General features: G+C 71.5%; 20 protein-coding genes. 16 read left to right on the top strand and 4 right to left on the bottom strand.

The genetic code is table 11. The annotated features are described in order from the left end of the window. The first annotated feature begins 164 nt into the window (after nt 1-164). Together ABZ622_RS10530 and ABZ622_RS10525 are read left to right on the top strand one after the other, a co-directional pair. A complete protein-coding gene (locus ABZ622_RS10530; RefSeq protein ID WP_360542137.1) occupies nt 165-1589 on the top strand; it encodes a DUF2252 domain-containing protein in 1425 nt (474 codons plus the stop codon). 179 nt (nt 1590-1768) lie between these two features. After that, complete coding sequence (locus ABZ622_RS10525) at nt 1769-3088, top strand: chloride channel protein (RefSeq protein ID WP_360541972.1); 1320 nt, start codon at nt 1769-1771, stop codon at nt 3086-3088. 18 nt (nt 3089-3106) lie between these two features. Here the strand turns inward: ABZ622_RS10525 and ABZ622_RS10520 are convergent, their stop codons facing one another. After that, entirely contained in the window at nt 3107-3547 is a 441-nt protein-coding gene (locus ABZ622_RS10520) for a hypothetical protein (RefSeq protein ID WP_360541971.1), read from the bottom strand. Between the two features lie 160 nt (nt 3548-3707). On the opposite strand from ABZ622_RS10520, the gene ABZ622_RS10515 reads away from it, so the two are divergent. The 3 genes from ABZ622_RS10515 (at nt 3708) to ABZ622_RS10505 (ending at nt 5550) form a co-directional block, all read left to right on the top strand. Beyond that, on the top strand, nt 3708-4289 hold the full coding sequence (locus ABZ622_RS10515) for an XRE family transcriptional regulator (RefSeq protein WP_360541970.1): 582 nt from the start codon (nt 3708-3710) through the stop codon (nt 4287-4289). 13 nt (nt 4290-4302) lie between these two features. Continuing rightward, on the top strand, nt 4303-4845 hold the full coding sequence (locus tag ABZ622_RS10510; protein WP_360541969.1) for a GNAT family N-acetyltransferase: 543 nt from the start codon (nt 4303-4305) through the stop codon (nt 4843-4845). A 216-nt stretch (nt 4846-5061) separates the two neighbouring features. Continuing rightward, on the top strand, nt 5062-5550 hold the full coding sequence (locus ABZ622_RS10505) for a glutathione peroxidase (protein ID WP_360541968.1): 489 nt from the start codon (nt 5062-5064) through the stop codon (nt 5548-5550). Between the two features lie 47 nt (nt 5551-5597). Here ABZ622_RS10505 and ABZ622_RS10500 read toward each other — a convergent pair whose 3' ends face one another. Then, nucleotides 5598-6824 (bottom strand): acyl-CoA dehydrogenase family protein, encoded by a 1227-nt coding sequence (locus tag ABZ622_RS10500; protein WP_360541967.1) that lies wholly within the window; start codon nt 6822-6824, stop codon nt 5598-5600. Between the two features lie 173 nt (nt 6825-6997). Here ABZ622_RS10500 and ABZ622_RS10495 point away from each other — a divergent pair, with 173 nt between their 5' ends. Continuing rightward, the gene (locus ABZ622_RS10495; protein ID WP_259930293.1) at nt 6998-7648 is read left to right on the top strand and encodes a TetR/AcrR family transcriptional regulator; all 651 of its coding nucleotides are present in this window, start codon (nt 6998-7000) and stop codon (nt 7646-7648) included. A 52-nt stretch (nt 7649-7700) separates the two neighbouring features. On the opposite strand, the gene def is transcribed toward ABZ622_RS10495, so the two are convergent. Next, a complete protein-coding gene (def, locus tag ABZ622_RS10490; protein ID WP_360541966.1) occupies nt 7701-8258 on the bottom strand; it encodes a peptide deformylase in 558 nt (185 codons plus the stop codon). Between the two features lie 114 nt (nt 8259-8372). On the opposite strand from def, the gene ABZ622_RS10485 reads away from it, so the two are divergent. The 5 genes from ABZ622_RS10485 (at nt 8373) to ABZ622_RS10465 (ending at nt 12872) form a co-directional block, all read left to right on the top strand. Beyond that, a complete protein-coding gene (locus ABZ622_RS10485) occupies nt 8373-9611 on the top strand; it encodes a MurT ligase domain-containing protein (protein ID WP_124719156.1) in 1239 nt (412 codons plus the stop codon). A gap of 34 nt (nt 9612-9645) precedes the next feature. After that, a complete protein-coding gene (locus ABZ622_RS10480) occupies nt 9646-10371 on the top strand; it encodes a glutamine amidotransferase (protein ID WP_360541965.1) in 726 nt (241 codons plus the stop codon). Nucleotides 10372-10556: 185 nt separating this feature from the next. Beyond that, entirely contained in the window at nt 10557-11585 is a 1029-nt protein-coding gene (locus ABZ622_RS10475; protein ID WP_266692303.1) for a 6-phosphofructokinase, read from the top strand. 111 nt (nt 11586-11696) lie between these two features. Continuing rightward, a complete protein-coding gene (locus ABZ622_RS10470; RefSeq protein WP_360541964.1) occupies nt 11697-12647 on the top strand; it encodes a cytochrome c oxidase assembly protein in 951 nt (316 codons plus the stop codon). Nucleotides 12648-12713: 66 nt separating this feature from the next. Further along, nucleotides 12714-12872: a hypothetical protein gene (locus tag ABZ622_RS10465; protein ID WP_107408259.1), complete on the top strand. Its 159-nt coding sequence runs from the start codon at nt 12714-12716 to the stop codon at nt 12870-12872. Nucleotides 12873-12920: 48 nt separating this feature from the next. Here the strand turns inward: ABZ622_RS10465 and ABZ622_RS10460 are convergent, their stop codons facing one another. Next, complete coding sequence (locus ABZ622_RS10460) at nt 12921-14519, bottom strand: alkaline phosphatase D family protein (RefSeq protein WP_360541963.1); 1599 nt, start codon at nt 14517-14519, stop codon at nt 12921-12923. Between the two features lie 315 nt (nt 14520-14834). Between ABZ622_RS10460 and ABZ622_RS10455 the strand changes: the two genes are divergently transcribed. Genes ABZ622_RS10455 through ABZ622_RS10435 form a run of 5 tightly spaced genes read left to right on the top strand, consistent with a single transcriptional unit; the run spans nt 14835 to nt 24959 of the window. Continuing rightward, nucleotides 14835-17750, top strand: coding sequence for a family 78 glycoside hydrolase catalytic domain (locus ABZ622_RS10455; RefSeq protein WP_360541962.1), 2916 nt, complete (start codon nt 14835-14837; stop codon nt 17748-17750). Then, nucleotides 17747-19054, top strand: a complete 1308-nt coding sequence (locus ABZ622_RS10450) for an extracellular solute-binding protein (protein ID WP_360541961.1) — start codon at nt 17747-17749, stop codon at nt 19052-19054. Before ABZ622_RS10455 ends, ABZ622_RS10450 begins: the two co-directional genes overlap by 4 nt. Beyond that, nucleotides 19051-20013, top strand: a complete 963-nt coding sequence (locus ABZ622_RS10445) for a sugar ABC transporter permease (protein WP_360541960.1) — start codon at nt 19051-19053, stop codon at nt 20011-20013. Before ABZ622_RS10450 ends, ABZ622_RS10445 begins: the two co-directional genes overlap by 4 nt. After that, nucleotides 20010-20885 (top strand): carbohydrate ABC transporter permease, encoded by an 876-nt coding sequence (locus tag ABZ622_RS10440; protein WP_360541959.1) that lies wholly within the window; start codon nt 20010-20012, stop codon nt 20883-20885. Before ABZ622_RS10445 ends, ABZ622_RS10440 begins: the two co-directional genes overlap by 4 nt. A 9-nt stretch (nt 20886-20894) precedes the next feature. Next, entirely contained in the window at nt 20895-24959 is a 4065-nt protein-coding gene (locus ABZ622_RS10435) for a hypothetical protein (protein WP_360541958.1), read from the top strand. The last annotated feature ends 37 nt before the right edge of the window (nt 24960-24996 follow it).

Below are 24996 nucleotides of genomic sequence, written 5' to 3'. Positions count from 1 at the left end.
GGCGTCCAGATGATGCCGGAACCGGGCCGAGCCGCGATGATCGGACTCGGGGCGCGGACGCGCCGAACGATGCCGCACCCCCGATCCGGGCAGGCGGGCGCCGGCGGGAGCGGTGTGCGCCCGCGGAGCCGTGGCGCGCGCCCGTGAGCAGCCAGGAGGACCCGATGCCGCAGGACGTGACCTCGATGCTCAGGACAGCACCGGACGCGACGCCGGAGCAGCGGGCGGCCCGCGGGAAGGCGGCCCGGCGGGCGACGCCGAGGTCGAGCCATGCCGAGTTCGAACCGCCGGCCGACCGGCCCGACCCGTTGGCCGTCCTCGAAGCCCAGTCCGCGAACCGGCTGCCCGAACTCGTCCCGATCCGCTATGGCCGGATGACCGAGTCGCCGTTCCGCTTCTACCGGGGTGCCGCCGCGATCATGGCCGCCGACCTGGCCACCACCGGGGACTCCGGGATCAGGGCCCAACTGTGCGGGGACGCCCATCTGCTGAACTTCCGGCTGCTCGCCTCGCCCGAGCGGAATCTGCTGTTCGACATCAACGACTTCGACGAGACGTCGCCCGGCCCCTGGGAGTGGGATGTCAAACGCCTGGCGGCCAGCTTCGTCATCGCGGGACGCGCGAACGGATTCACCGAACGGGAGCGCGCGGACATCGTGCTGACCACGGTGCGGTCGTACCGGGAATCGATGATCCGGTTCGCCGGCATGCGCAACCTCGATGTCTGGTACTCGCGGATCGACATCGGCCGCCTCGAAGCGCTGGCGGCCCAGCAGTTGGCGAAGCGCGGCCGCAGAAAGCTGGCCCGGTTCGCGGCGAAGGCCCGCACCCGGGACAGTCTCCAGGCCTTCGGAAGGCTCACCGTGACGGTGGACGGGCAGTCGCGCATCGCGGCGGACCCGCCGCTGCTCGTACCGGCGGCCGATCTGCTCCCGGAGGACGAGCGGCAGGCGGTGCAGGAGCAGTTCCGTGCGCTGATCTCGAACTACGGCCGCAGCCTGCCGTCGGACCGGCGGACCCTGCTCTCCGACTTCCGGTTCGTGGACATGGCACGCAAGGTGGTCGGGGTCGGCAGCGTGGGCACGCGTTGCTGGGTCATCCTGATGCTCGGCAGGGACGGCGGGGATCCGCTCCTCCTCCAGGCGAAGGAGGCCGGAACCTCGGTGCTCGCGCCGCACGCCGGCGCCGGGCCGTACCGGAACCAGGGTGAGCGGGTGGTCTCGGGGCAGCGGCTGATGCAGGCGGCGAGCGACATCTTCCTCGGCTGGGAGCGGGTGGACGGGATCGACGGCAGGCGCCGCGACTTCTACGTTCGCCAGTTGCGCGACTGGAAGGGCATCGTCGAGCCGGAGGACATGCTGCCGTCGGGCATGCGGGTGTTCGGCGAGGTGTGCGGCGCCACCCTGTCCCGTGCCCACGCGCGTTCCGGCGACCGGATCGCCATCGCGGCGTACCTGGGGCGCGGTCCCTCGTTCGACCGGGCGCTGGTCCGCTTCGCCGAGAAGTACGCCGACCGCAACGAGCGGGACCACCGGGCGCTGGTCGACGCGGTGCGGGCGGGCCGGCTCCCTGCGGCCAAGGACCGCTGAGGCGCTTCGTCGGCCCCGCCGCGCACTGGTCCAGGGGGATGGCAGTACGGGAACCGGTGCATCCGCCCAGCGGGTGCGTCGTGGATGAATCAGCACATTGTGCTAACTCGTTGTGGACGCTTGTCGATGCTTGTGGGAGCCCGTTCCGGACGGGTCGCGACGCCGAGGAGGCAACGATCATGTCGGCCGAACCCGCCGCGGCGGGCGACCCCCTCGCGCGGATCCGCACCCGCGGGTACGCCGCGCTCCTCGTACTCGCGGCGGCCCTCGGCATCCCGGTCTCGGTGGTGGCGTTCGGTTTCCTGGCGCTCACCCACGAACTCCAGTCGCTGACCTACCACGACCTGCCCCGGGCGCTGGGGTTCGCCGGCACACCGTCCTGGTGGCCGGTGCCGCTGCTCGCCGTGGCCGGTCTGCTGGTCGGGCTGACCGTCCGCCACCTGCCGGGGCAGGGCGGTCACCGGCCCGCCGACGGGATGGTGGCCACGGGGGCGCCCTCGGCGGTGGAGCTGCCCGGCGTCGCGCTGGCGGCGATCGCCTCGCTCGGTCTCGGGGCGGTGCTCGGCCCCGAGGCGCCGCTCATCGCGCTCGGCGGTGGACTGGCCGTGTACGCGGCGCGCCTGGTCAAGCCCGGCATCGGGCCCGGCCCCAGCGCGGTGGTGGGGGCCGCGGGGAGCTTCGCCGCGATCAGCGCGCTGCTGGGCTCGCCGCTCCTGGGGGCCTTTCTGCTGATGGAGGCCTCGGGGCTGGCCGGGACGATGCTCGCCATGGTCCTGGTGCCGGGTCTGCTGGCGGCCGGCATCGGCGCGCTCATCTTCACCGGACTCGGTTCCTGGACCGGGCTCGGGACGTACTCCCTGGCGCTGCATCACGTACCCCGGGCGGCAGAACCGGACATCGCGCAATTCGGCTGGGCCGTCGTCCTCGGCCTGGCCGCGGCCTTCGTCGGCACGGGCATCCAGCGGCTCGCCGGGTTCCTCCAGGAGCGGGTGGAGCGGCGGACCGTGACGGCCACCGTCGTCATGGGCGCGGTCGTCGGCGTGGCCGCGCTCGTGTACGCGCAGAGCACCGGACGGGACGCGTCCGGGGTGCTGTACTCCGGGGAGAACGCCCTCGATCCGCTGCTGGCGCAGAGCGCCGGGTACTCGGTGGGCGCACTCGTACTGCTGGTCGCCTGCAAGGCGGCGGCGTACTGCGCGTCCTTGAGCAGCTTCCGGGGAGGCCCGGTCTTCCCGGCGATGTTCGTGGGGGCGGCGGGCGGCATCGCCCTGTCCCATCTGCCGGGGCTGGGCCTCACCTCGGGCTTCGCGATGGGCATCGGCGCCATGTGCGTGGCGATGCTCAGGCTCCCGATGACGTCGGTGCTGCTGGCGACACTGCTGCTGGGGTCCGAGGGCCTCACCGTCATGCCGCTCGTGATCGTCTCGGTCGTGGTCTCCTATGTCGTCACGATCAGGCTCGCACCGTCCCCGGCCGGTGCCCGGCCGGATCGGGGATGACGGACCTCCGCCGTGACCTCAGACGCTCTCCTTCTCCTGGAACGGATCCGCGCACAGCGCCCAGATGACGAAGACGTCGATGGCGATGAGCACGAGCGACCAGAGCGGGTAGTGGGGCAGCCACAGGAAGTTGGCGAGTGCGCTCAGGCCCGCGAGCACGATGCCCACCACACGTGCCCATACGGCTCCGGTGAACAGCGCGCAGCCGGCGATCACGATGAGGACGCCGAGTGCGAGGTGGATCCAGCCCCAGCCGGTGAGGTTGAACCGGAACAGATAGTCGCGGGTGGCGATGAACACGTCGTTCTTGGCTATGGCGGCGATTCCTTCGAAGATCGCCATCGCTCCGCCGAAGATCATCAGCACCCCCGCGAAGGCGGTCCAGCCGATCCGGAAGGGATGGTGCGAACTCGAAGCGGCGGCGGGCGCCACCGACGGCCCGCTGCTGGTACTGGCCATTGCGGCCTCCTCGGGTAGCCGAGCGACCCGGCGGACCGAGTGGGCCACCGGGGCCTCCCCGGCCAAGCGTGTCACGTCGGCAGGCGCCCGGCAGAACAGCCGATTCCCAGGGTCGCCACCGGCGCCCGATCCGTCTCCGTACAGGGATATCATCTCCACGATGAGAGAAACCGAAGAGACGGAGCCCGGCTCCGTCGATGCCCGGCTCGCCGCGAGGCTGGGTGAACTGCGCACCGAACGCGGCTGGTCGCTGGACGAGCTCTCGCGACGCAGCGGGGTGAGCCGGTCCACGCTGTCCCGGCTGGAACGCGGCGAGCTGAGCCCGACCGCCGCCCTGCTCGGCAAGTTGTGCACGGTCTACGGGCGGACGATGTCCCGGCTGCTGCTGGAGGTGGAGGCGGAACCCCCGCAGCTCGTGCCGGCCGCACGGCAACCGGTCTGGCGGGACGAGGCATCGGGCTTCGTGCGCCGCTCGGTGTCGCCGCCGCACAGCGGCCTGCGCGCGGAGGTCATCGAGGGCACCCTCGAAGCGGGGGCCGCCATCGCGTACGAGAACGCGCCGGTGTCCGGCGTGGAGCAGCACGTCTGGGTGCTGGAGGGAACGGTCGAGATCACCGTCGACGGCACCGTGCACACCGTGCGCCGCGGCGACTGCCTCCGCTTCCGGCTGCGCGGCCCCTCACACTTCCACTGCCCCGGGCCGGGGCAGGTCCGCTACGCACTGGTGATCGTTCTGCCGTGAGAGGACCCCGCACATGATCGAGATCGTCCCTGTACGCGGCCATGAGCTGGTCACCTACGCCGATGAGCTGGCCGCGCTCCTGGTGGACACCGTGGACGGCGGATCGTCGGTGGGTTTCCTCGCGCCGCTGGACCGCGAGGCGGCCGCCGACTGGTGGCGGGAGCGGGCCGGGGCCGTCGACGCGGGCCGTCTGGAGGTCTGGATCGCGCGCGACGCGGAACGGGTCGCCGGGACCATCGCGCTGGACCGGGCCCGGCTTCCCAACGCCCGGCACCGCGCGGAGGTGGCCAAACTGATGGTGCGCCCGTCGGCCCGTGGCCGGGGTGTGGGCCGGTCGCTGCTCGACGCCGCCGAGCGGTCGGCCGCCGGGGCGGGTGTCACGCTGCTGGTCCTGGACACCGAGAGCGGAAGTCCGGCCGAGCGGCTCTACCGTTCGGCGGGCTGGACGGAGTGCGGCTCGATCCCGGACTACGCCGGCGATCCGGCCGGGGTGCTGAGGCCGACGACGCTCTACTACAAGGCGATCGGGCCCGCGCAGGCGCGGCCCGGCCGGTGACCGGCGCGCCGGTCCCCGGTCGGGGCACAGGAGTTCGGCGCCCGGCCGGTATCCGTACACGGGTCGCTCGTCGGGGTCATGCCTCGGGCACCTCGGTGGCCGGACTCCCGCAGGTCGGTGGTGTGCGGGGGCCCGGACGGCCGGGGAACGGGCTTCGTACGGAGCGGACTCGGGCGTGACAATGGCTGCGGAAGCCACACCTCACGAGGAGACCTCATGACGCTGCACGACATCCCCCTGCGCACGCTCACCGGCGAGCCCACGTCCCTGGCCGACTACCGGGGCCGGGCCGTCCTGTTGGTGAATGTCGCGTCCAAGTGCGGGCTCACCCCGCAGTACGAGGGCCTGGAAAAGCTCCAGAACGACTACGCGGGCCGCGGCTTCACCGTGCTCGGCGTGCCGTGCAACCAGTTCGCCGGCCAGGAGCCGGGGAGCCCGGAGGAGATCCAGACCTTCTGCTCGACCACGTACGGGGTCAGCTTCCCGCTGCTGGAGAAGACCGATGTGAACGGCGAGGGGCGCCACCCGCTCTACGCCGAGCTGGCGCGGCTGGCGGACGCGGACGGCGAGGCCGGCGACGTCCAGTGGAACTTCGAGAAGTTCCTCATCTCGCCGGCGGGCGAACCGGTCGCGCGTCTGCGCCCGCGCGTCGAGCCCCAGGCGCCCGAGCTCGTCGCGGCCATCGAGGCCCTGCTGCCTGCCTGACGGGCCGTGTCCCCGGTCGCCGGGCCGGCGGCCGGGGACACACACGGTCAGCGGATCGGCATGCCCGAGAGGGTGCGGGCGATCACCAGGCGCTGGATCTCGCTGGTGCCCTCGAAGATCGTGTAGATCGCCGCGTCCCGGTGCATCCGCTCCACCGGGTACTCACGGGTGAAGCCGTTGCCGCCGAGGATCTGGACGGCCTGGGCGGTGACCTTCTTCGCGGTCTCGCTCGCGTACAGCTTGGACATCGAGCCCTCGGCCGAGGTGAACGGCTTGCCGGTGGTCGCCATCCACGAGGCGCGCCACACCAGCAGCCGGGCCGCGTCGATCCGCGTACGCATGTCGGCGAGCTGGAAGGCGATGCCCTGGTTGTCGATGATGGGCCGGCCGAACTGGGTGCGGGTCTTCGCGTAGTCCAGCGCCACCTCGTACGCGGCGCGGGCGGTGCCGACCGCCATGGCGCCGACCGCGGGGCGGGACGCCTCGAAGGTGGCCATCGCGGCGTTCTTCACCCGCTCACCGCCGGAGGCCGCGCGCTCGCGGGCCCGCGCCAGGCGCTGGTCGAGCTTCTCCTTGCCGCCGAGGAGGCAGTGGCCGGGGATCCGGACGTCCTCCAGGACGACCTCGGCGGTGTGCGAGGCCCGGATGCCGTGCTTCTTGAACTTCTGGCCCTGGGAGAGACCGGGGGTGTCCGGCGGCACGATGAACGAGGCGTGCCCCTTGGACCCCAGCTCGGCGTCGACCACGGCGACGACGACATGGACGTTGGCGATGCCGCCGTTGGTCGCCCAGGTCTTGGTGCCGTTCAGCACCCACTCGTCCTTGGCCTGGTCGTACACCGCGCGGGTACGCATCGAGGCGACGTCGGAACCGGCGTCCGGCTCGGAGGAGCAGAAGGCCGCGACCTTGACGTCGTCGGCGTCGCCGTACATCTGCGGGATCCAGGTGCCGATCTGCTCCTCGGTGCCGTTGGCGAGGACGCCCACGGCCGCCAGGCCCGTACCGACGATGGACAGGGCGATGCCGGCGTCCCCCCAGAAGAGCTCCTCCATCGCCATCGGGATGCCGAGGCCCGTCGGGTCGAAGAACTGCTGGGCGTAGAAGTCGAGGGAGTAGATGCCGACCTTGGCCGCCTCCTGGATGACCGGCCAGGGCGTTTCCTCACGCTCGTCCCACTCCGAAGCCGCCGGACGGATCACATCCGCGGCGAAACCGTGAAGCCAGTCACGGACCTGCTTCTGGTCATCGTTGAGTTCGAGCGTGAACTCCGCCATGTTCCCCTCCACGTACTGCTGTGAAAAACCACTCGTTACTTGCGGTAACCACAGTCTGTTACCGACAAGTAGCCTCTGTCAACCGCTCAGGTTCGGATCCGCACGGCGCCGGGCAGGGTGTTACGTTGCGCAGGCAGGACGCATTTGCGCGGCCAGGGGCGGGGAGAGGCGACATGGAGAGCACACGACAGGCAGAGCGACAGCGGACAGCGGCCGAGAGCCGCCGCCGCGAGCTGCTCGAAGCCGCCGACCGCGTGGTGCTCAGGGACGGGCCCGGGGCCTCGATGAACGCCATCGCGGCGGAGGCCGGAATCACCAAGCCGATCCTCTACCGGCACTTCGGCGACAAGGGCGGCCTCTACCGCGCCCTCGCCAAGCGCCACACCGACGCCCTGCTGATCGCGCTGCGGGCGGCGCTCGACGCCCCCGCCGAGCGCCGTCGGCGCGTCGAGTCGACGCTCGACACCTATCTCGCGGCGATCGAGGCGCGCCCGCAGGTCTACCGCTTCCTGATGCACCCGTCCGACGACGCGGCACCCTCCACGGAGCAGGGCTTCGACGTCGGACGGCACTCGGCACCCCTGCTGCGCAGACTCGGCGAGGAACTCGCGCTGGTGATCGCCGAGCGGGTGGACCTGGGCCCGGACAGCGAGGCCATGGCCCGGATCTGGGGCCACGGCATCGTCGGCATGATGCACGCCGCGGGCGACTGGTGGCTGGGCGAACGCCCGTGCTCCCGCGAACAGTTGGTGAGCAGTCTGGCCGATCTGCTGTGGGGCAGGCTGGCCGCGGCGGGCGACCGTCCGGGCGGACCCGGTTTCTAGGACACGGTTGCCAGGACCCGGTTTCCAGGACCGGGGTTCCCGGCCCCGGTTTCTAGGACGCGGCCTCGCCGGGCCGCGCCCAGGGCGCGCGGCGGGCCGCTCGCACCGCCCTTCTGCGGCGCAGCCCGGTCAACCGGTCCGTGTAGACCGTGCCTTCGAGATGGTCGCACTCGTGCTGGAGGCAGCGGGCGAAGAACCCGGTGCCGGTGATCCGGACCGGCTCGCCGTCGACCGTGCGGCCCTCGACGACCGCGTGGTCGAACCGCGGGGTGGCCGCTTCGAGTCCGGGCAGCGAGAGGCAGCCCTCCGGGCCGCGTACGGTGATGCCGTCGGCCCCGACGAGCCTGGGGTTGACGAGGTGCCCGAGGTGACGGATGTCGTCGTCGTCCGGGCAGTCGTAGACGAACACCCGCAGTGGAACGCCTATCTGGTTGGCCGCGAGACCGACGCCCTCGGCCGCGTACATGGTGGCGTACATGTCCTCGACGAGCCGGGCGAGCGAGGGGCCGAAGTCGGTGACGGGTTCACAGGCCCCGTGCAACACCGGATCACCGAGCAGGCTCATGGCACGAATCAGTCCGGAACTGCCGGGGATCGGGCGGTTTCGCATGGCCGCAATCGTACGTTCCACGCGACCTCCACCTTCCCGGCGGTGCCAGGGTGCGGTCGCCGCGCCGGACATCGATAGGCTGGGCGTGGACCGATGCAAGGAGGATCTAGGACGATGGCAGGCAACACGGACCCGCTGTCGCCGCGGGCCAAGCTGGCCGTGACGGCGGGCAAGGCCGCGGCGGCGGTGTCACGCGCCGCAGGGCGCGGCAGCGGATCGGTGATCGGCGGCCGGGTGGCGCTCAAGCTCGACCCCGACCTGCTGGGGCGGCTGGCGCAGCACCTGGACGTGATCCTCGTGTCGGCGACGAACGGCAAGACGACGACCACCCGGCTGATCGCCGAAGCACTGCGGGCCGCGGGCCCGGTGGTGTCCAACGCGCTCGGCGCCAACATGCCGGCGGGCATCACCTCGGCGCTGGCCGGCGGCTCGGACGCGCAGTACGGCGTGATCGAGGTGGACGAGAAGTACCTCGCCGGGGTCGCGCGCGACACGACGCCCAAGGTGATCGCGCTGCTCAACCTCTCCCGCGACCAGCTGGACCGCGCGGCGGAGACCCGGATGCTGGCGGAGAAGTGGCGTGAGGGGCTGTCCGGCTCGAAGGCCGTGATCGTCGCGAACGCGGACGACCCGCTGATCGTCTGGGCGGCTTCCTCCTCCCCCAATGTGGTGTGGGTCGCGGCGGGACAGGCGTGGAAGGACGACGCCTGGTCCTGCCCCTCCTGCGGCGGTGTGATGCAGCGCCCCGGCGACGACTGGTTCTGCGGCGAGTGCGGATTCCGCAGGCCCGCTCCCAGCTGGGTCCTGCACGGCGACTACGTCCTGGACCCGCACGGTTCGGCGTGGCCGATCCACCTCCAGCTGCCCGGCCGGGCCAACAAGGCCAACGCCACCAGCTCCGCCGCCGTGGCCGCCGTCTTCGGTGTGCCGCCGCAGGTCGCGCTGGAGCGCATGTACCAGGTGCAGGCCGTCGCGGGCCGCTACGACGTCGTTTCCTTCCTCGGCCGCGAGCTGCGGCTGCTGCTGGCGAAGAACCCGGCGGGCTGGCTCGAAACGTTTTCCCTGATCGACCCGCCGCCCACGCCGGTGATCCTCTCCGTCAACGCGCGCGGCGCGGACGGCACGGACACCTCCTGGCTGTGGGACGTGGACTACACCCAGCTCGCCGGTCACCCGATCTTCGTGCTCGGCGACCGCAAGCTGGACCTGGCCGTCCGTCTCGAAGTGGCCGGTCTCGACTTCCGGGTCTGCGAGAACCTCGACGAGGCCGTGCAGCAGGCCCCGCCCGGCCGTATCGAGGTCATCGCCAACTACACCGCCTTCCAGGATCTGCGCCGTCGTGTCGGCAACTGACCCCGGCCCCGGCCACCTCCGGAGAGGACGAAGCATGAGCAACGGTCTGCGTCTGGTCTGGGTCTACCCCGACCTCCTCAGCACCTACGGCGACCAGGGCAACGCGCTGGTGGTGGAGCGCCGCGCCCGGCAGCGCGGTCTCGACGTGCAGCGCGTCGATGTGCGCAGCGACCAGCCGGTCCCGACGTCCGGCGACATCTATCTGATCGGTGGCGGTGAGGACCGGCCGCAGCGGCTCGCCGCGGAGCGGCTGCGCCGCGACGGCGGGCTCAGCCGGGCCGCGTCGAACGGCGCGATCATCTTCTCGGTCTGCGCGGGCTACCAGATCCTCGGCCACGAGTTCATCAACGATCTCGGCGAGCGCGAGCCAGGTCTCGGGCTGCTCGACGTGGTCTCCACCCGCGGCGAGGGGGCCCGGTGCGTCGGTGACGTGCTGGCCGACATCGACCCGCACCTCGGCCTGCCTCCGCTGACCGGGTTCGAGAACCACCAGGGCGTCACCCATCTCGGCCCGACGGCACGGCCGTTCGCCCGGGTGCAGTTCGGCCGGGGCAACGGCACCGGTGACGGCACGGAGGGCGCGTACAACGACACCGTCTTCGGTACGTACATGCACGGCCCGGTCATGGCGCGCAACCCGCTGATCGCGGACCTGCTGCTGAAGCTGGCCCTCGATGTGAACGCCCTGCCGCCGACGGACGACCGCTGGTACGAGGCGCTGCGCGCCGAGCGCATCGCGTCGGCGACACAGCCCGCCTGATGAGGCGCTGAGCGTTCGGGCTCCCGCCCCCGGTTGCCCGAACGCTCTTGCTTTCGCTCTTCTGAGCGGAGTCCAGCAGGCGGACGCCCGGTTCGGTCCCGCCACCCTGCGCCGGTAGGGTGGCGGGGATCCAACCGGACGACGTGGTCCGGTCGTCGGCCCACGTTGCAAAGGTTTCCCGGGCAATGCGAATTGGTGTGCTCACCTCCGGCGGCGACTGCCCCGGCCTCAACGCCGTCATCCGTTCCGTCGTTCATCGCGCGGTGGTCGACCACGGCGACGAGGTCATCGGCTTCCACGACGGGTGGAAGGGCCTCCTCGAGTGCGACTACCGCAAGCTCGACCTCGACGCGGTCGGCGGCATCCTCGCCCGCGGCGGTACGATCCTCGGCTCCTCCCGGGTCCAGCCCGCCCATCTGCGCGGCGGTGTGGAGCAGGCCAGGGGCCATGTCTCCGATCTCGGTCTCGACGCGATCATCCCGATCGGCGGCGAGGGCACGCTGAAGGCGGCCAACCTGCTCTCCGAGGCGGGCCTGCCGATCGTCGGCGTTCCGAAGACCATCGACAACGACATCGCCTCGACCGATGTGACCTTCGGCTTCGACACCGCGGTCGGCGTCGCGACCGAGGCGCTCGACCGGCTCAAGACGACCGCCGAGTCGCACCAGCGGGTGCTGATCGTCGAAGTCATGGGCCGCCACACCGGCTGGATCGCCCTGCACTCGGGAATGGCGGCCGGCGCGCACGCCATTGTGGTGCCGGAGCGCCCGTTCGACATCGACGAGCTGACCGAGGTGGTCGGCCGGCGGTTCTCGGCGGGCAAGAAGTTCGCGATCGTCGTCGTCGCCGAGGGCGCCAAGCCCCGCGAGGGCACGTCCATGGAGATCGAGCAGGGCACCAAGGACATCTACGGGCACGAGCGGTTCGCCGGCATGGCCACGCAGCTCTCCGGTGAGCTGGAGCGGCGCCTGGGCAAGGAGGCCCGCCCGGTGATCCTGGGCCATGTGCAGCGCGGTGGCACACCGACCGCGTACGACCGGGTGCTCGCCACCCGCTTCGGCTGGCACGCGGTGGAGGCCGCGCACCGCGGTGAATTCGGCATGATGACGGCGCTGCGCGGCACGGACATAGTGATGGTCCCGCTGGGTGAGGCCGTGGAGACGCTGAAGACCGTCCCGGCCGAGCGGTACGCCGAGGCCGAGTGCGTGCTCTGAGCGACACCTCGTCCTACGGACCGCCCCCGGCCGCAGCTGCGGCCGGGGGCGGTTCTACTCTGGTCGGGACAACCGGCACGAAACGGGGACGCCCCCAGCAGGAGTGAACAGATGGATCACAGCGGGCACGGCATGAACATGGATCTGCCGCCGTTCACGCTGGGACGTGGGCTCCAATTCTCCGCGGACCCGTTCTTCCTCGTCGGCTGCCTTCTCGGCATCGGCCTGTACGCGTACGCCGTGCTGCGGCTGCGCAGACGCGGGGACAGCTGGCCGGCCGGCCGGATCGTGTTCTTCGTCGTCGGGGTGCTGAGCATCGCCCTGGTGATGTGCACCAGGCTCAACGACTACGGCATGGTCATGTTCAGCGTGCACATGGTGCAGCACATGGTGATCAGCATGCTGTCGCCGATCCTGCTGCTGCTGGGTGCTCCGGTGACCCTGGCGCTGCGTGCGCTGCCGGTCGCGGGCCGTGGCCGCACGGGTCCCCGCGAGCTGCTGCTCAAGCTGCTGCACAGCCGGTACATGAAGATCATCACGCATCCGGTCTTCACGATTCCGCTCTTCATCGCCAGCCTGTACGGCCTGTACTTCACCCCGATCTTCGACTTCCTGATGGGCTCGAAGACCGGTCACATCGCGATGATGGTGCACTTCCTCGCGGTCGGCCTGGTGTTCTTCTGGCCGATCATGGGCGTCGATCCGGGCCCGCACCGGCCCGGCTATGTGATGCGGATGCTGGAGCTGTTCGCCGGGATGCCGTTCCACGCGTTCTTCGGCATCGCGCTGATGATGGCGACGACGCCGATGGTGGAGACGTACGAGAATCCCCCGGCCTCGCTGGGCGTCGACGCGCTGAGTGACCAGGGCTGGGCGGGCGGTATCGCCTGGGCCTTCAGTGAGATCCCGTCGGTGCTGGTGCTGATCGCGCTGGTCTTCCAGTGGTACCGCTCCGAGCAGCGGACGGCGAAGCGCTCCGACCGGGCGGCCGACCGCGACGGTGACCAGGAGCTTCAGGCGTACAACGCCTATCTCGCCTCATTGCAGGCACGCGGACAGTAGCGGTGGGCATGCCTCAGGGGTGACGATGGCATCCACGGCCGTGCGGCCGGTGAGGAGGGTGCGGGCATGTCCGGATCCACGAAGGCCATGGGAGTGCTCACGCTGACGGCCCTGGTCGTGGTCACCGCCTACACGGTGGCGCTGGGGAGCAGCGGCTGGCTCTGGTTCGGTTGGGTGGTGCTCGGCCTGATCACCCTGGGGATGGCGGCGACACGCGAGTCCTGACCGCGCGGGCGGCGCCCCTGGCCGGGGCACCGCTCGGCGGATGCGGCCTCAGGCCTCTTTGAGCCCGGGGTGACCGGCCTCGGTCACGTAGGAGGTCCGGGTCGAGATGGGTGCGCCGGGGGTGGTGACGTACGGGAGCACCTTGAAGTCGGCGCGGCAGCTGTCCCGGGTCAGCGAGCAGTGCACATATCCGCGCTGGAAATTGGTGAATTTGATGTGCTCGTTGGCCGCGAGCAGCTTGATCCCGGAGGGATCCAGGTCCATCCCGTCCTTGGTGGTGGAGATGGACGAGCCGACGAATTCGACGCCGAGTGTCGGTGAGTCCGGATCGTCGAAGTTCTGCTTGAGGTCGGCGGCGAGGTGGCGGTGCATATCGCCGGTGAGGACGACCGGGTTGTTCACGCTGCGGTCGGTGAGCTCCTTGAACAGCCGTCGGCGGGCGTCCACGTAGCCGTCCCAGAAGTCCATCACGAATGCCTGCCCGGGTCCGGGGTCGGTGTCGACCTGGGTCACGGGGATCTGCTGGGAGATCATGTTCCACGTCGTGTCGGAGCGCCCGAGGCCGCGGTGCAGCCACTCTTCCTGCTCGGGGCCGAGGATGGTGCGGCCGGGTGTCAGCCGCTCGTCGCAGCCGCTCTTGGTGCCGTCGCCGCAGGGCTGGTCGTCACGGAAGAGCCGGGTGTCGAGGATGTGGAAGGTGGCCATCCGCCCGTAGCGCAGCCGGCGGTACATCCGTGCCTCGAAGCCGTTCGGCTTGTTCGGCAGCCGCAGTGGCAGGTGCTCGTAGTACGCCTGGAAGGCGGCTGCCGCCCGCTCGCGGAAGACCGCCGGGTCCTGGTCGGGTTCGGTGTCGGCCTTGGACCGGTCGCGCGCCCAGTTGTCCTCGACCTCGTGGTCGTCCCAGACGAGGGCGAACGGGTGGGCCTGGTGGGCGGCGATGAGGTCGGGGTCGAAGCGGTGCAGGGCGTGGCGGTTGCGGTACTGGACGAGGTTCATCGGCTCGGGCCGCAGTTCGGCGGCGACGGGGACGTTGCGCACGCCTCCCATGGCGTCGATGGCGTTCTCGTAGATGTAGTCGCCCAGGTGCAGGACCAGATCGACGTCCTCCTCGGCGAGGTGCCGGTAGGCGGTGTAGAAGCCCTCGAACCACGCCTGGCAGGAGACGAAGGCGAAGTCCAGCTCCCTGGGGCGGCTGTGCGGCGGGGGCGCGGTGCGGGTACGGCCGACCGGGCTGTGCACGCGGCCGGCGCGGAAGCGGTAGTAGTAGTGCCGGTCCGGCTGGAGTCCGGAGACCTCCACGTGGACGGAGTGGGCGAGCTCGGGCACCGCGCGGGTCCTTCCCCGGCGTACGACGGACCGGAAGCGGTCGTCGCGGGCGACCTCCCACTGCACGTCGACGGCGTACGGCGGCATGCCGCCGCCGCCGTCGGGCGCGAGGGGCTGAGGGGCGAGACGGGTCCACAGCACGACCCCGTCCGGCCACGGGTCGCCGGACGCCACGCCGAGGGTGAACGGGTCCTCGTGGAGGGGCGTGTCACCCCAGGCCCGGCCCGCGGACAGGCCGGACGCGGCCAGGGCCATACCGACCGTGCCGCCGAGCATCACCCGTCTTCCGAAGCCTCCGGTACCACCTGACGCACTGTTCATTTGCATGAAACTCGTCCCTTCGTCGGGCGGAATTCCGTCCGGTACGAGATGGGATCGGCGCGTGATTTCACGCCCGTCCATGTGGTAATCACAGGCTGAATATCACAGAGGAAACACACGCCACAAGACCACCTACGAGTGGCCATATTGCCGTTCACAGGCGGTTAGTTGAGGAGACATCAGCCCTTCTCCGACGCGACCGAGGACGTGTCGGCAACACCCTTGACACCCCTGAGGTCGGCTCATAGTCTCCACGCCACAGAATTAACGTTAGATTTCACATCGGGAAATTCGGTGCGACGGAAGGACGTGTTCGTGTCCGGTCCCCCGGCAGCGGGTGTCCCCGCCCGCCGCCCCGCCGAAGGGCCGGTGACCGGCCGTCCAGAGGCCCGGAGGCTGCGCCCGTACGCCCTGCGGTGCGAGCACCGCGCCACCCCGCTGGGGATCGACGAACCCGCTCCCCGGCTCTCCTGGCGGCTGGCCTCCGACGTCCGTGGCGACGACCCGGTGGCCTACCGGGTCCGCGTCGCCGAGTGCGCCGGGGACCTGGACGGAGGCGGCCGGCTCCTCTGGGACACCGGCCGGGTGGCCGATCCCGGCGCCACGGCCGTCGACTACGCGGGCCCCGCGCTCGGAAGCCGCACGCGCCTGCACTGGCGGGTCTCCGTGTGGCCGGCCGGCACGGACACGCCCGCCGAGCAATCCTCGTGGTTCGAGACCGGTTTCACCCGGACCGACGAATGGCGGGCCTCGTGGATCACCCACGACCCGCGCCCGATCGATGTCATGGACGCGCCCACCGAGGGCGAGTTCGCCCTCGACGACCACGGGCTCGCCCCGTGCCCGGTACTGCGCCGGTCCTTCACCGCATCGGCCGGCACCCGCGCCAGGCTGTACGTCAGCGCGCGCGGCCTGTACGAGGTCCGGCTCAACGGCGAACGGGTCGGCGACGCCGAACTCGCACCCGGCTGGACCGACTACCACCACCGCGTCCAGTACCAGACGTACGACGTGACCGCGTCGCTGCGGGACGGCGAGAACGTCCTGGCGGCCACCGTCGCGGACGGCTGGTGGAGCGGGTTCGTCGGCTTCGAGCCGCGCCGGGCCGGGGCTCACTACGGCTCGTATCCCCAGTTCCTGGCCGAACTCCACCTGACCGGGGCGGACGGCCGGGGTTCGGTGGTGGTCACCGACGAGGCCTGGCGCACCGGCACCGGGGCGGTCCGCCACGCGGATCTGCTGATGGGCGAGTGCCATGACCTCCGGCGCTGCGCCGACGGCTGGGAGCTGCCCGGCTTCGACGACTCCGGCTGGTCCCGGGCCCGGGTCACGGACGCCGATCACCGCCTGCTGGTGGCCTCCGCCGACGAGCCCGTGCGGGCGATGACCGAACTGCGCCCCCGCTCGGTGACACGCGTCTCCCCCGGCACGCACATCGTCGACTTCGGCCAGAACCTCGCCGGACGCGTACGGCTGAGCGTGCGCGGGCTCGCGGCCGGGGCCCGGGTGGTGATCCGTCACGCAGAGGTGCTGGACGGGGCGGGGCGGCTGTACACGGCCAATCTGCGCACCGCCGCGGCGACCGATGTGCTGGTCGGGGACGGGCGCGAGCACATCGTGTTCGAGCCGCGCTTCACGTATCACGGGTTCCGGTACGCGGAGATCAGCGGCGTGCCCGAGCCGGCCGAGGCCGATGTCGTCGCCGTGGCGCTGCACAGCGACACCCCGTGGGCCGGGGAGTTCGACTGCTCGGACGCGGAGCTGAGACGGCTCCACGACTGCGTGGCGTGGGGGCAGCGCTCGAACTTCGTGAGTGTGCCCACGGACTGTCCGCAGCGCGACGAGCGGCTCGGCTGGCTGGCCGACGCGCAGGTCTTCCTGCCCACGGCCGCGCTCAACGCGGATGTCGCCGCGTTCTTCACCAAGTGGCTGCGCGATGTCGACGACGCCCGGACCCCCGACGGCGGCTTCACCAATGTCGCCCCGCGCCTCGTGGGCGTCGCCGACGAGGGGGCGCCCGGCTGGGCCGACGCGGGGGTGATCGTCCCGTGGCACCTCTACCGCGTCTACGACGATCCGCGGTTCCTCTCCCGGGCCCTGGAAGGCATGTGTGCCTGGGTCGATCTGATCCATCGTCACAACCCCGGGCTGATCTGGCGCGACCGGGTGGGCCCGCACTTCTCCGACTGGCTCGCCCCGGGCACCCCCACCCCGCGCGACGTGATCGCCACGGCGTACTTCGCGCAGAGTGCCCGGCTCACGGCGCGGGCCGCCGATGTACTGGGGCGCAAGGACGTCGGCGAGCGCCACCACCGGCTGGCCGACGACATCCGCCGTGCGTTCACCGAGCAGTTCGTCACGTCCCGGAATACCGCGGACGGCCTGTCCGTACGCGTCGCGGGTGACACTCAGACCGGGTATCTCGTCGCGCTCGCCTTCGACCTGCTGCCCGCCGGGCTCGCCGGCGCGGCCGCCCGCCGACTCGCCGAACTCGTCGAGTCGGCCGGGCCCGCCCTGCTGACTGGCTTCCTCGGGGTGGCGCTGGCGGCGCCCGTCCTCGACGACCACGGAAGGGCCGACCTCGCCCACGCCCTGCTGCTCCGTGACGAGGTGCCGTCGTGGCGGTTCCCGCTGCGGCACGGTGCCACCACGATCTGGGAACGCTGGGACGGCTGGACCCCGGGCACGGCATTCCGGGCACCGTCGATGAACTCCTTCAACCACTACGCGCTCGGGTCGATCGGCGAATGGCTCTACCGGGGTGTCGCCGGCCTGGACCAGGCGCCCGACTCCACGGGGTACCGGAAGCTGCGGATCCGGCCCCGGCCCGGCGGCCTGCGCCACGCGAGCGCCCACCACGAGTCCGTGCGCGGCACCGTGCGGGTGACCTGGGAGCGGCAGGGCGACCGGATCGCCCTGCGCGTCCAGGTGCCGCCCGGCGCGACCGCCGATGTGTACGTGCCCACCACGGACCCCGGCTCGGTTCGCGAATCGGGCCTGGTGCCGGGCGCCGACGACCGCCACGTCGCGGTGATCGCGACCGCCTCCGACCACGTGGTCCACCGCGTGTCCTCGGGCTCCTACCGCTTCACCGCGGCCCATCCCCCGGTGGACTGCCACGCGGGGCCGCCCGGGGCTGAACCGCCGCCGTCGCTCACCCCGAGCCGACGCACATCAGGACCGGCGACGAAACCTTCGTTCGCTCGTTCGTACGAGGAGGACACACCATGACGACGGGTTCTCGCTTCCGGCCGGGCAGAAGCACGGTCGACCGCCGGGGATTTCTCCGGATCGGCGGCGGGGTCGCGGCGCTCGCCGCCCTGGCGCCCGCTCTGACCGCCTGCTCGGACTCCGGCGGCGGCTCCGGCAAGCTGCGCGTCGTCGGCGTCGCCGACCAGCAGAAACCGATAGAGGAACTCGTCGGCCTCTACCGCAAGTCCCATCCCGACGACACGTTCGCCACCTCCTTCGCACCCACGGACCAGGTGCAGACGGTGCTGCGCACCCAGCTCGCCGGGGGCAACGCCCCGGATGTGCATGTGCTCTATCCGGGCAGTGGCAGCGCCATGTCCATGGTCGAGCTCGCCAAGGCCGGGCTGCTCGCCGACCTCAGCGACCAGGCGTGGACCAAGGAGGTCCCGGCGAACTTCCACCCTGCTTACCGGCGCGAAGGAAAAACGTATCTGTACTCGGCGGGAAGCAGCGCCATCGGCGCCATCTACAACAAGAAGGCCTTCGCCGAGGCAGGAGTGGAGCCGCCCCGTACGTGGGACGAGCTGCTGGACGTCTGCGCCAGGCTGAAGGCCAAGGGCATCATTCCGATCGCGCTCGGCGCACAGACCCCGTGGGTCACCCAGCTGATCTCGTACGCGCTGGTCCCGAACGCCGTCTATGCGAAGAACCCCGGGTTCGACGCCGAGATGGCCTCCGGCAAGGCGCACTTCCGCGGCTCCGGGTGGGCCGACGCCATGGGCAAGTACCAGGAGCTGCAGCGCCGGGGCTTCTTCAACGAGAACCCCAACGGGACGACGTACGAGCAGCAGACCTCGATGGTCGCCGGCGGCAAGGCCGCCATGGCCGTCCAGGTCTCCGCCGTGCTCGCCAACTTCCGCCAGGCCACCCGGACTCCGCAGGACCTCGGCATGTTCCCGTTCCCCGGTGGTGACGACCCCGCGAAGCTGTGGATCCCGGCGGGCATCGTCGTCGGGCTCGGCGTCTCGGCCCGGTCCGGGAAGTCGGCCGGGGCGAAGGCGTTCATCGATTTCCTGGGGAAGCAGGAGAACGTCGACCGCTGGGCACAGTCCGTGGCCGCGATCCCGTTCAAGCGCGATGCCTCGACGAAGATCGACCCGGTCCTCTCCGGCTTCCTGCCCATCATCGACGACAACCGGGCCGTTCCCTTCATGGACCAGAGCTGGCCCAACGCCGAGGTGCAGCCCGCCCACTTCGCCGCCGTGCAGAATCTGCTCGCCGGGAAGACGGATGTCGACGGCGCCCTGGGACAGATGGACAAGGCCTACGGGAAGAAATCGTGACGAGCACTCCCCAGAAGACCGTCCCCGGCGTGGTCGAAGAGGCCGGGGACGTTCCACGAACGGGTCGCGGCCGGCCGGCCCGGCGCCGCGACCACACCGTCCCGCCCTGGTTCTTCGTCGTCCCGGCCCTCGTCGTCTACGCCGTCGTCGTGCTCTACCCGAGCCTCGCCGGGGTGATGTACGCCTTCACCGACTGGTCCGGCATCGGCGGCTTCTCCTTCACCGGTACGGAGAACTTCCGCGCCCTGCTCGACGACAGCCGGGCCCTGGAGTCCGTCACCAACACCCTGCTCCTGACCATCGCCGTGGTCGTCGTCCAGAACGGCATCGGCCTGCTGCTGGCGCTCGGTGTGCACACCAACATCAAGTCCCGTGCGGTGCTGCGGCTGATCTTCTTCGCACCGGCCGTGGTCAGCCCCGTCATGGTCGCGATCCTGTGGAAGTACGTCTACAACCCGGAGAACGGCGCCGGGCTCAACGGAGTGCTCGGCGCCGTCGGGCTCGGCGGGCTGCGTCAGGACTGGCTCGGCAATCCCTCGCTCGCCCTGTGGTCCGTCGCGGCGATGGTCGTGTGGCAGTACGCGGGCTACTCGATGGTCGTCTTCCTGGCCGGGCTCCAGGGCGTGCCCGCCGAACTCCACGAGGCCGCGAGGATCGACGGGGCGGGTTCCTGGCAGCGCTTCCGCTATGTCACCTGGCCGCTCCTGGCCCCGGCGCTGACGATCAACCTGATGCTGTCGACCATCGGCGGGCTCAAACTCTTCGACCAGATCTACGCCGCCACGAACGGCGGCCCCGGCACCTCCAGCGAGACCCTGTCGACCGTCCTGTACAAGGAGGCGTTCGTCTACGGGAAGTTCGGCTACAGCACCGCCGTGGCCCTGGTCCTCGCGCTGTTCGTCGCCGCGGTCTCCCTGGTCCAGCTCCGCTATCTGCGCGCGAGGGAGGTCACCGCGTGAGCGCCACCACGGCCCGCGGACCGGCGAACCGGAAGGCCGGCCGCAAGGGCCGCAGACCTCGGTACGGGCAGTACGCCCTCGAACTGGTCATGATCGCCGTCGCCGTCGTCTTCCTGTTCCCGGTGTACGCCCTGATCACCCTGGCGATGAAGGACCCCCGGCAGATCTCCGAGTCGCCCCTCTCGCTGCCCTCGCCGCCCACCTTCGGCAACTTCGGCGACGCCTGGTCCTCCGCGTCGCTGGGGCCCGCACTGCTCAACAGCACGGTCATCACCGTCATCAGCCTGCTGCTCCTCATCTTCCTCGGCTCCACCGGGGCCTACTACCTCGCGCGGCGCGCCCGGGGGCTGGGCTACGGGCTGTACATCCTGTTCCTGCTGGGCATCGTGCTGCCGTTCCAGCTCGGCATGATCCCGCTGTACAAGCTCGTCGACGACCTCGGCTGGCTCGGCACGTACCAGGGCATGGTGCTCTTCTACACCGGCATCCAACTGCCGTTCACCGTCTTCCTGTACACCGGATTCATCCGTGCGCTGCCGCAGGACTACGCCCAGGCCGCGCTGATCGACGGCTGCAACCACCGGCAGGCGTTCACCCGGATCGTGTTCCCGCTGCTGCGCCCCATCACCGGCACGGTGATCATCCTGAACGCGGTGTTCATCTGGAACGACTTCTTCACTCCACTGCTGTATCTGGGCGGTTCCGACAAGGAGACCGTGCCGGTGGGCATCTTCGCGTTCGTCGGCCAGTACGTTTCGGACTACGGGCTCGTCTTCGCCGGACTGGTGCTCGCCGCACTGCCGATCCTGATCGTCTTCGTGGTCCTCCAGCGTTATGTGATCAAGGGCTTCGCGGGCGGCCTCAAGGGCTGAGGACCTCGCATGACACACCCGGGTGATCCGCTCCTGCCACCGAGCGTCGCGGCTGTCCTCGCGGCGCCCCCGCGCGCCTTCTCGCCCGTCGCGATCTGGTGGTGGAGCGGGGAGCGGCTCGACCGGGCGCGGCTTCGGGCGCAGCTGGAGCGCTTCGCCCGGGGCGGGGTGCACAATCTGGTGCTCCTCAACCTGGCGCCGTCGGGCCCGCTGTTCGGCTCGGACGCCGACGACCCGCCGTTTCTGTCCGACGCGTGGTGGGCGCTGCTCGACGGGGTGTGCGAGGACGCCCGGGAGCTGGGGGTCGGGCTCTGGTTCTACGACCAGCTCGGCTTCTCCGGCGCGGATCTCCAGGCACGCCTCGTCGACGAGCGGCCCGACTACGCCGGCCGTCGGCTCGGCCGGGTGCGGGCCGTGGTCGATTCCTCGGCGGCACAGGCCGGTGAGCTGCGGTGCCCGCCGGACGGCCGTCCGCTCGCGGGCCGTGCCGAACCGGTCGACGACGACGGCCGGCCCACCGGCCCGGCGGTCGCGGTGCCGGTGGCCGACGGGGTCGTACGGGCGCCCGGCACCGGCCGCTGGCGTCTGACGCTCCACCATCACGAGGCGCTCGGTTTCGACCATCTCGGGGCCGGGGCGTGCGCGGCGCTGCTCGACCGGGTGCACGGGGAGTTCGAGCGTCGGCTCGGCGACCGGCTCGGGACCGTCGTCGTCGGCTCGTTCCAGGACGAACTGCCGTCCCTGCCGACCTGGTCCACCGGTTTCACCGACGCCTTTCTGCGCCTGCGTGGTTACGACCTCACCGAGCGGCTGGACGCCCTGTACGAGGACTGCGCGGATCCGGACGTCCACCGGATCCGCCGCGACTACCACCTGACCCGTGCCGAACTGGCCGAGGACGCGTTCTTCCGGCCGCTGGCCGCCTGGCACGAGCGGCACGGGCTGCTCATCGGCTGCGACCAGCAGGATCCCGCCCGCGCCGGACACCCGGTCGCGGGCGTGGAGCTGTACGCCGACTACGCGCGCACCCACCGCTGGTTCTCGGCGCCCGGCTCCGACCACCACGGGGACGCCCGTGTCCACTCGTCGCTCGCCCACCTCTACGGCCGTCCCCGCACCTGGGTCGAGGCCTTCCACTCGACCGGCTGGGGCGGCACCCTGGAGGAGACCCTCGACTGGCTGCTCCCCTGGCTGCGTGCCGGGGCCACGCTCTACAACCCGCATGCCGTCTACTACACGACCAAGGGCGGCTGGTGGGAGTGGGCGCCGCCCGGGACCGACTGGCGCCAGCCGTACTGGCGCCACCACCGTGTCTTCGCCGACGCGGTGACCCGGCTCTGCGCGGTCCTGAGCCTCGGTCACCATCTGTGCGACGTCGCGGTCCTGCTGCCCACCACCACCGCCCAGGCGGGCACCGCCCTGGACGGTGTCGACGAGGCGGCGGCCCGCGCCCAGTGGGCCTATCTCGAACTCGTCGGGGACATGGCCTGGTTCCGCATCCGGCCGGGGCTGCTGGACCGGCTGGGTCTCGACGCGGATGTCATCGACGACGCTTCGCTGGACCGCGCCCATGTTTCACGGCTCGACGACGGCGTACGGCTGCGGGTGGCGGACGAGGCGTACTCGACGATCGTGCTGCCCGCGTGCACCGTCCTCGAACGGACGACTGCCGACCGGCTGGTGGAATTCGCTTCGGCCGGCGGGAGGTTGATCGCCTGGGGCGAGCTGCCCGAGCAGGTCGTGGGCTCCGGTGCGGCCACGGCCGCTGACGCCCTGCGGGCGTGCTTCGCGGACGGCCGGGCCGTGCACGTTCCTCCGACCGACGACCCGGCCGGTGCGCTCGCCGCCGCTCTCGGCGGTGTGCGGCCGGCCGTCCGCGCGCCGGTCCCCGCGCTCGCGCGGCGGGTGGACGGCGCCACTGTGGTGTTCCTGACCGCGGCAACCCCCCGGGCGACCCGTGCGGATGTCGCGGCCCCCGACGAGCGGGGCGCGGCGCTGGGCTGGCTGGACGCCCGCTACGACTTCGACCCCGGCCGCTACGTACGGCGCGCCCGGGTGCGGGTGCGGGACGTTTCGGGCCCGGCCGTTGTGGTGGACCCGTTCGGCGGGGCTCCCCGCAGGCTGCCGGTGCTGCCCGTCGCCGACGATGCCCGGGCCGTCGAGGTCGACGTCCCCTTCGACACCGGCCCGGCGGCCGTACTGGTCTTCCCGGCCTGGGACCGGGAGCCCTCCCCACCCGTGGTTCCCGGCGCCGGGCCGTCGTACGTCACCACCGTCGAGATCCCCCCGGACGCGGACTGGGACATGGTGCTCGTGCCGACGCTCGACAACACCTGGGGCGACTTCGCCCGCCCCGCGACCGGTCCGCCCACCGGCCCGGCCGTCACCGAGTACCGGACCTTCCGGCACCGGGTGGAGGCGCCCGGCGAGGACGGCGTACGGGACGGCTGGGCCGCGGCGCCCTCCGGCCCCGGTCATCCGGCACGGGCCACCGTCCACGCGACGTTCGGTCCCCGCGCGCTGGTCCTGGGCGAGGGGCCGGACCGGGACGGCCCGTCGGTGCTCGAATGGTCCGAGAGCCTGGGCGTGCACAAGGACCCGGTGCATCGCGCGGTTCTGGGACCGAAGGGGCATGTGCCGGAGGAGTTCGTGCACATCGGCCGGACGGTCGCCGGAGAAGTGGTGCGGCTGCGCACGGAGATCCACCTGGACGAGGACTTCGACGGGCACCTCGCGATCGGGGCCGGGGCGGTGAAGCGGGTCCGGCTCGACGGTGTGCCCGTGGCGCTCGACGACGGGGGCCATCTCGCGCTGGGCCCGGTGCGGACGACCGCCGGACTCCATCTGCTCGAACTGGATCTGACGCCCGATCAGGACTGTGATCTGCGGGCGCATCTGGCGCTTGTGCGCGATCCCGGGCGCTACGGGCGTCCGGAGTGGATCCACGCGCCCGGGACGATGGGAACCACACTGAAGCTGACCGCGCTCCCCGACCGCGCCGTCGTGCAGGTGGCCGCCCTGGTGCCCTGCACGCTGCGCGTCAACGGCCGGCTCATCGGCAGACAGGGCGGATTCGACCCGTACGCCGAGCACGCGGTGCCACGCGTGCGACGGCACGATGTGACGGCCGCCCTGCACATCGGTGACAACGACATCACGGTCGAGACGTCCGGGGGCGGCGAGCGCGCGGTCCTGGTGGACGCGGTCCTCGACGGCGAGGACGGCGAACCCGTCGCGACGCTGCACAGTGACGCCCATTGGTGGGCGGAGGGGCCGCAGGGCCGCGGGCCGGTCGGGGTGCGGCGCGCGCCGGTGGGTGACCCTGCCGCGCTGTGTCTGCGCCGCCGACCTCATCCGTTGCCGGGTGCCGCGTGGCTGGACCCGGAGGCCGACGACGGCACGGTGGTGCCGGTCCGGTTCGCGGTTCCGGGGAGCCGGGGCGGTGTGGAGTGGTTCTGGTGCGAACTCCCGCCCGGCACCATCCGGTTGACGGCGCAGGTGCACGGCGCGATCACGGTGTACGTGGACGGCTCCGAGTGCCGCGCCGACGTGGGCGCCCCCGATGCCCGTGGGGTGCGCGCCGTGACGGCCGGGCTGCCGTCCGGTGACCGCGGCGGTCCGGTGACCGCGGCACTGCGGATCCGGACCCGCCCCGGGTACGAGGGGGGCGCCGCGCTGGCAGGTCCGGTGCGCTGCACGGTCGGCCCCGGGCGGATCCGGCTCGGTGACTGGGAGGGGCAGGGCCTCGCCGAGTACAGCGGCGGGGTGCGGTACGGCCGGGTGGTGAACGTGCCGGCCGATGCCGTCGCCGGACGGGTGTCGCTGGACCTCGGGCGGGTCCGGGGGACGGCGGAGGTCCGCGTCGGCGGCGTCGCCGCGGGGGTGCGGGTGTGTTCCCCGTATGTGTTCGACCTGACGGGTCTGGTGGTGCCGGGGGACAACACCATGGAGATCACCGTGTTCGGGACGCTGGCGCCCCGCCTGGACGCGACGAGCCCGACCCATTTCGTCTTTGCCGGTCAGCGTGTCAGCGGCCTGTTCGGTCCTGTGTGGCTGCGGACCGGGCGGGGGTGACGGGGCAGCGCCCGGGGCCGTTGTGTCCGGTCCCGGG

It is taken from the genome of Streptomyces sp. NPDC007164, assembly GCF_040634135.1.
GTDB classification, from domain to species: domain Bacteria; phylum Actinomycetota; class Actinomycetes; order Streptomycetales; family Streptomycetaceae; genus Streptomyces; species Streptomyces sanglieri.
This window is presented reverse-complemented; position numbering and strand designations above follow the sequence as displayed.

Excerpts from the sequence above, each read along its gene's own strand:
- ABZ622_RS10470 (WP_360541964.1), top strand. The coding sequence starts at position 11,697 with ATGGATCACAGCGGGCACGGCATGAACATGGATCTGCCGCCGTTCACG.
- def (WP_360541966.1), bottom strand. The coding sequence starts at position 8,258 with ATGCGAAACCGCCCGATCCCCGGCAGTTCCGGACTGATTCGTGCCATG.
- ABZ622_RS10460 (WP_360541963.1), bottom strand. The coding sequence starts at position 14,519 with ATGAACAGTGCGTCAGGTGGTACCGGAGGCTTCGGAAGACGGGTGATG.
- ABZ622_RS10485 (WP_124719156.1), top strand. The coding sequence starts at position 8,373 with ATGGCAGGCAACACGGACCCGCTGTCGCCGCGGGCCAAGCTGGCCGTG.
- ABZ622_RS10515 (WP_360541970.1), top strand. The coding sequence starts at position 3,708 with ATGAGAGAAACCGAAGAGACGGAGCCCGGCTCCGTCGATGCCCGGCTC.
- ABZ622_RS10480 (WP_360541965.1), top strand. The coding sequence starts at position 9,646 with ATGAGCAACGGTCTGCGTCTGGTCTGGGTCTACCCCGACCTCCTCAGC.
- ABZ622_RS10530 (WP_360542137.1), top strand. The coding sequence starts at position 165 with ATGCCGCAGGACGTGACCTCGATGCTCAGGACAGCACCGGACGCGACG.
- ABZ622_RS10525 (WP_360541972.1), top strand. The coding sequence starts at position 1,769 with ATGTCGGCCGAACCCGCCGCGGCGGGCGACCCCCTCGCGCGGATCCGC.
- ABZ622_RS10500 (WP_360541967.1), bottom strand. The coding sequence starts at position 6,824 with ATGGCGGAGTTCACGCTCGAACTCAACGATGACCAGAAGCAGGTCCGT.
- ABZ622_RS10505 (WP_360541968.1), top strand. The coding sequence starts at position 5,062 with ATGACGCTGCACGACATCCCCCTGCGCACGCTCACCGGCGAGCCCACG.
- ABZ622_RS10465 (WP_107408259.1), top strand. The coding sequence starts at position 12,714 with ATGTCCGGATCCACGAAGGCCATGGGAGTGCTCACGCTGACGGCCCTG.
- ABZ622_RS10450 (WP_360541961.1), top strand. The coding sequence starts at position 17,747 with ATGACGACGGGTTCTCGCTTCCGGCCGGGCAGAAGCACGGTCGACCGC.
- ABZ622_RS10435 (WP_360541958.1), top strand. The coding sequence starts at position 20,895 with ATGACACACCCGGGTGATCCGCTCCTGCCACCGAGCGTCGCGGCTGTC.
- ABZ622_RS10475 (WP_266692303.1), top strand. The coding sequence starts at position 10,557 with ATGCGAATTGGTGTGCTCACCTCCGGCGGCGACTGCCCCGGCCTCAAC.
- ABZ622_RS10495 (WP_259930293.1), top strand. The coding sequence starts at position 6,998 with ATGGAGAGCACACGACAGGCAGAGCGACAGCGGACAGCGGCCGAGAGC.
- ABZ622_RS10510 (WP_360541969.1), top strand. The coding sequence starts at position 4,303 with ATGATCGAGATCGTCCCTGTACGCGGCCATGAGCTGGTCACCTACGCC.
- ABZ622_RS10520 (WP_360541971.1), bottom strand. The coding sequence starts at position 3,547 with ATGGCCAGTACCAGCAGCGGGCCGTCGGTGGCGCCCGCCGCCGCTTCG.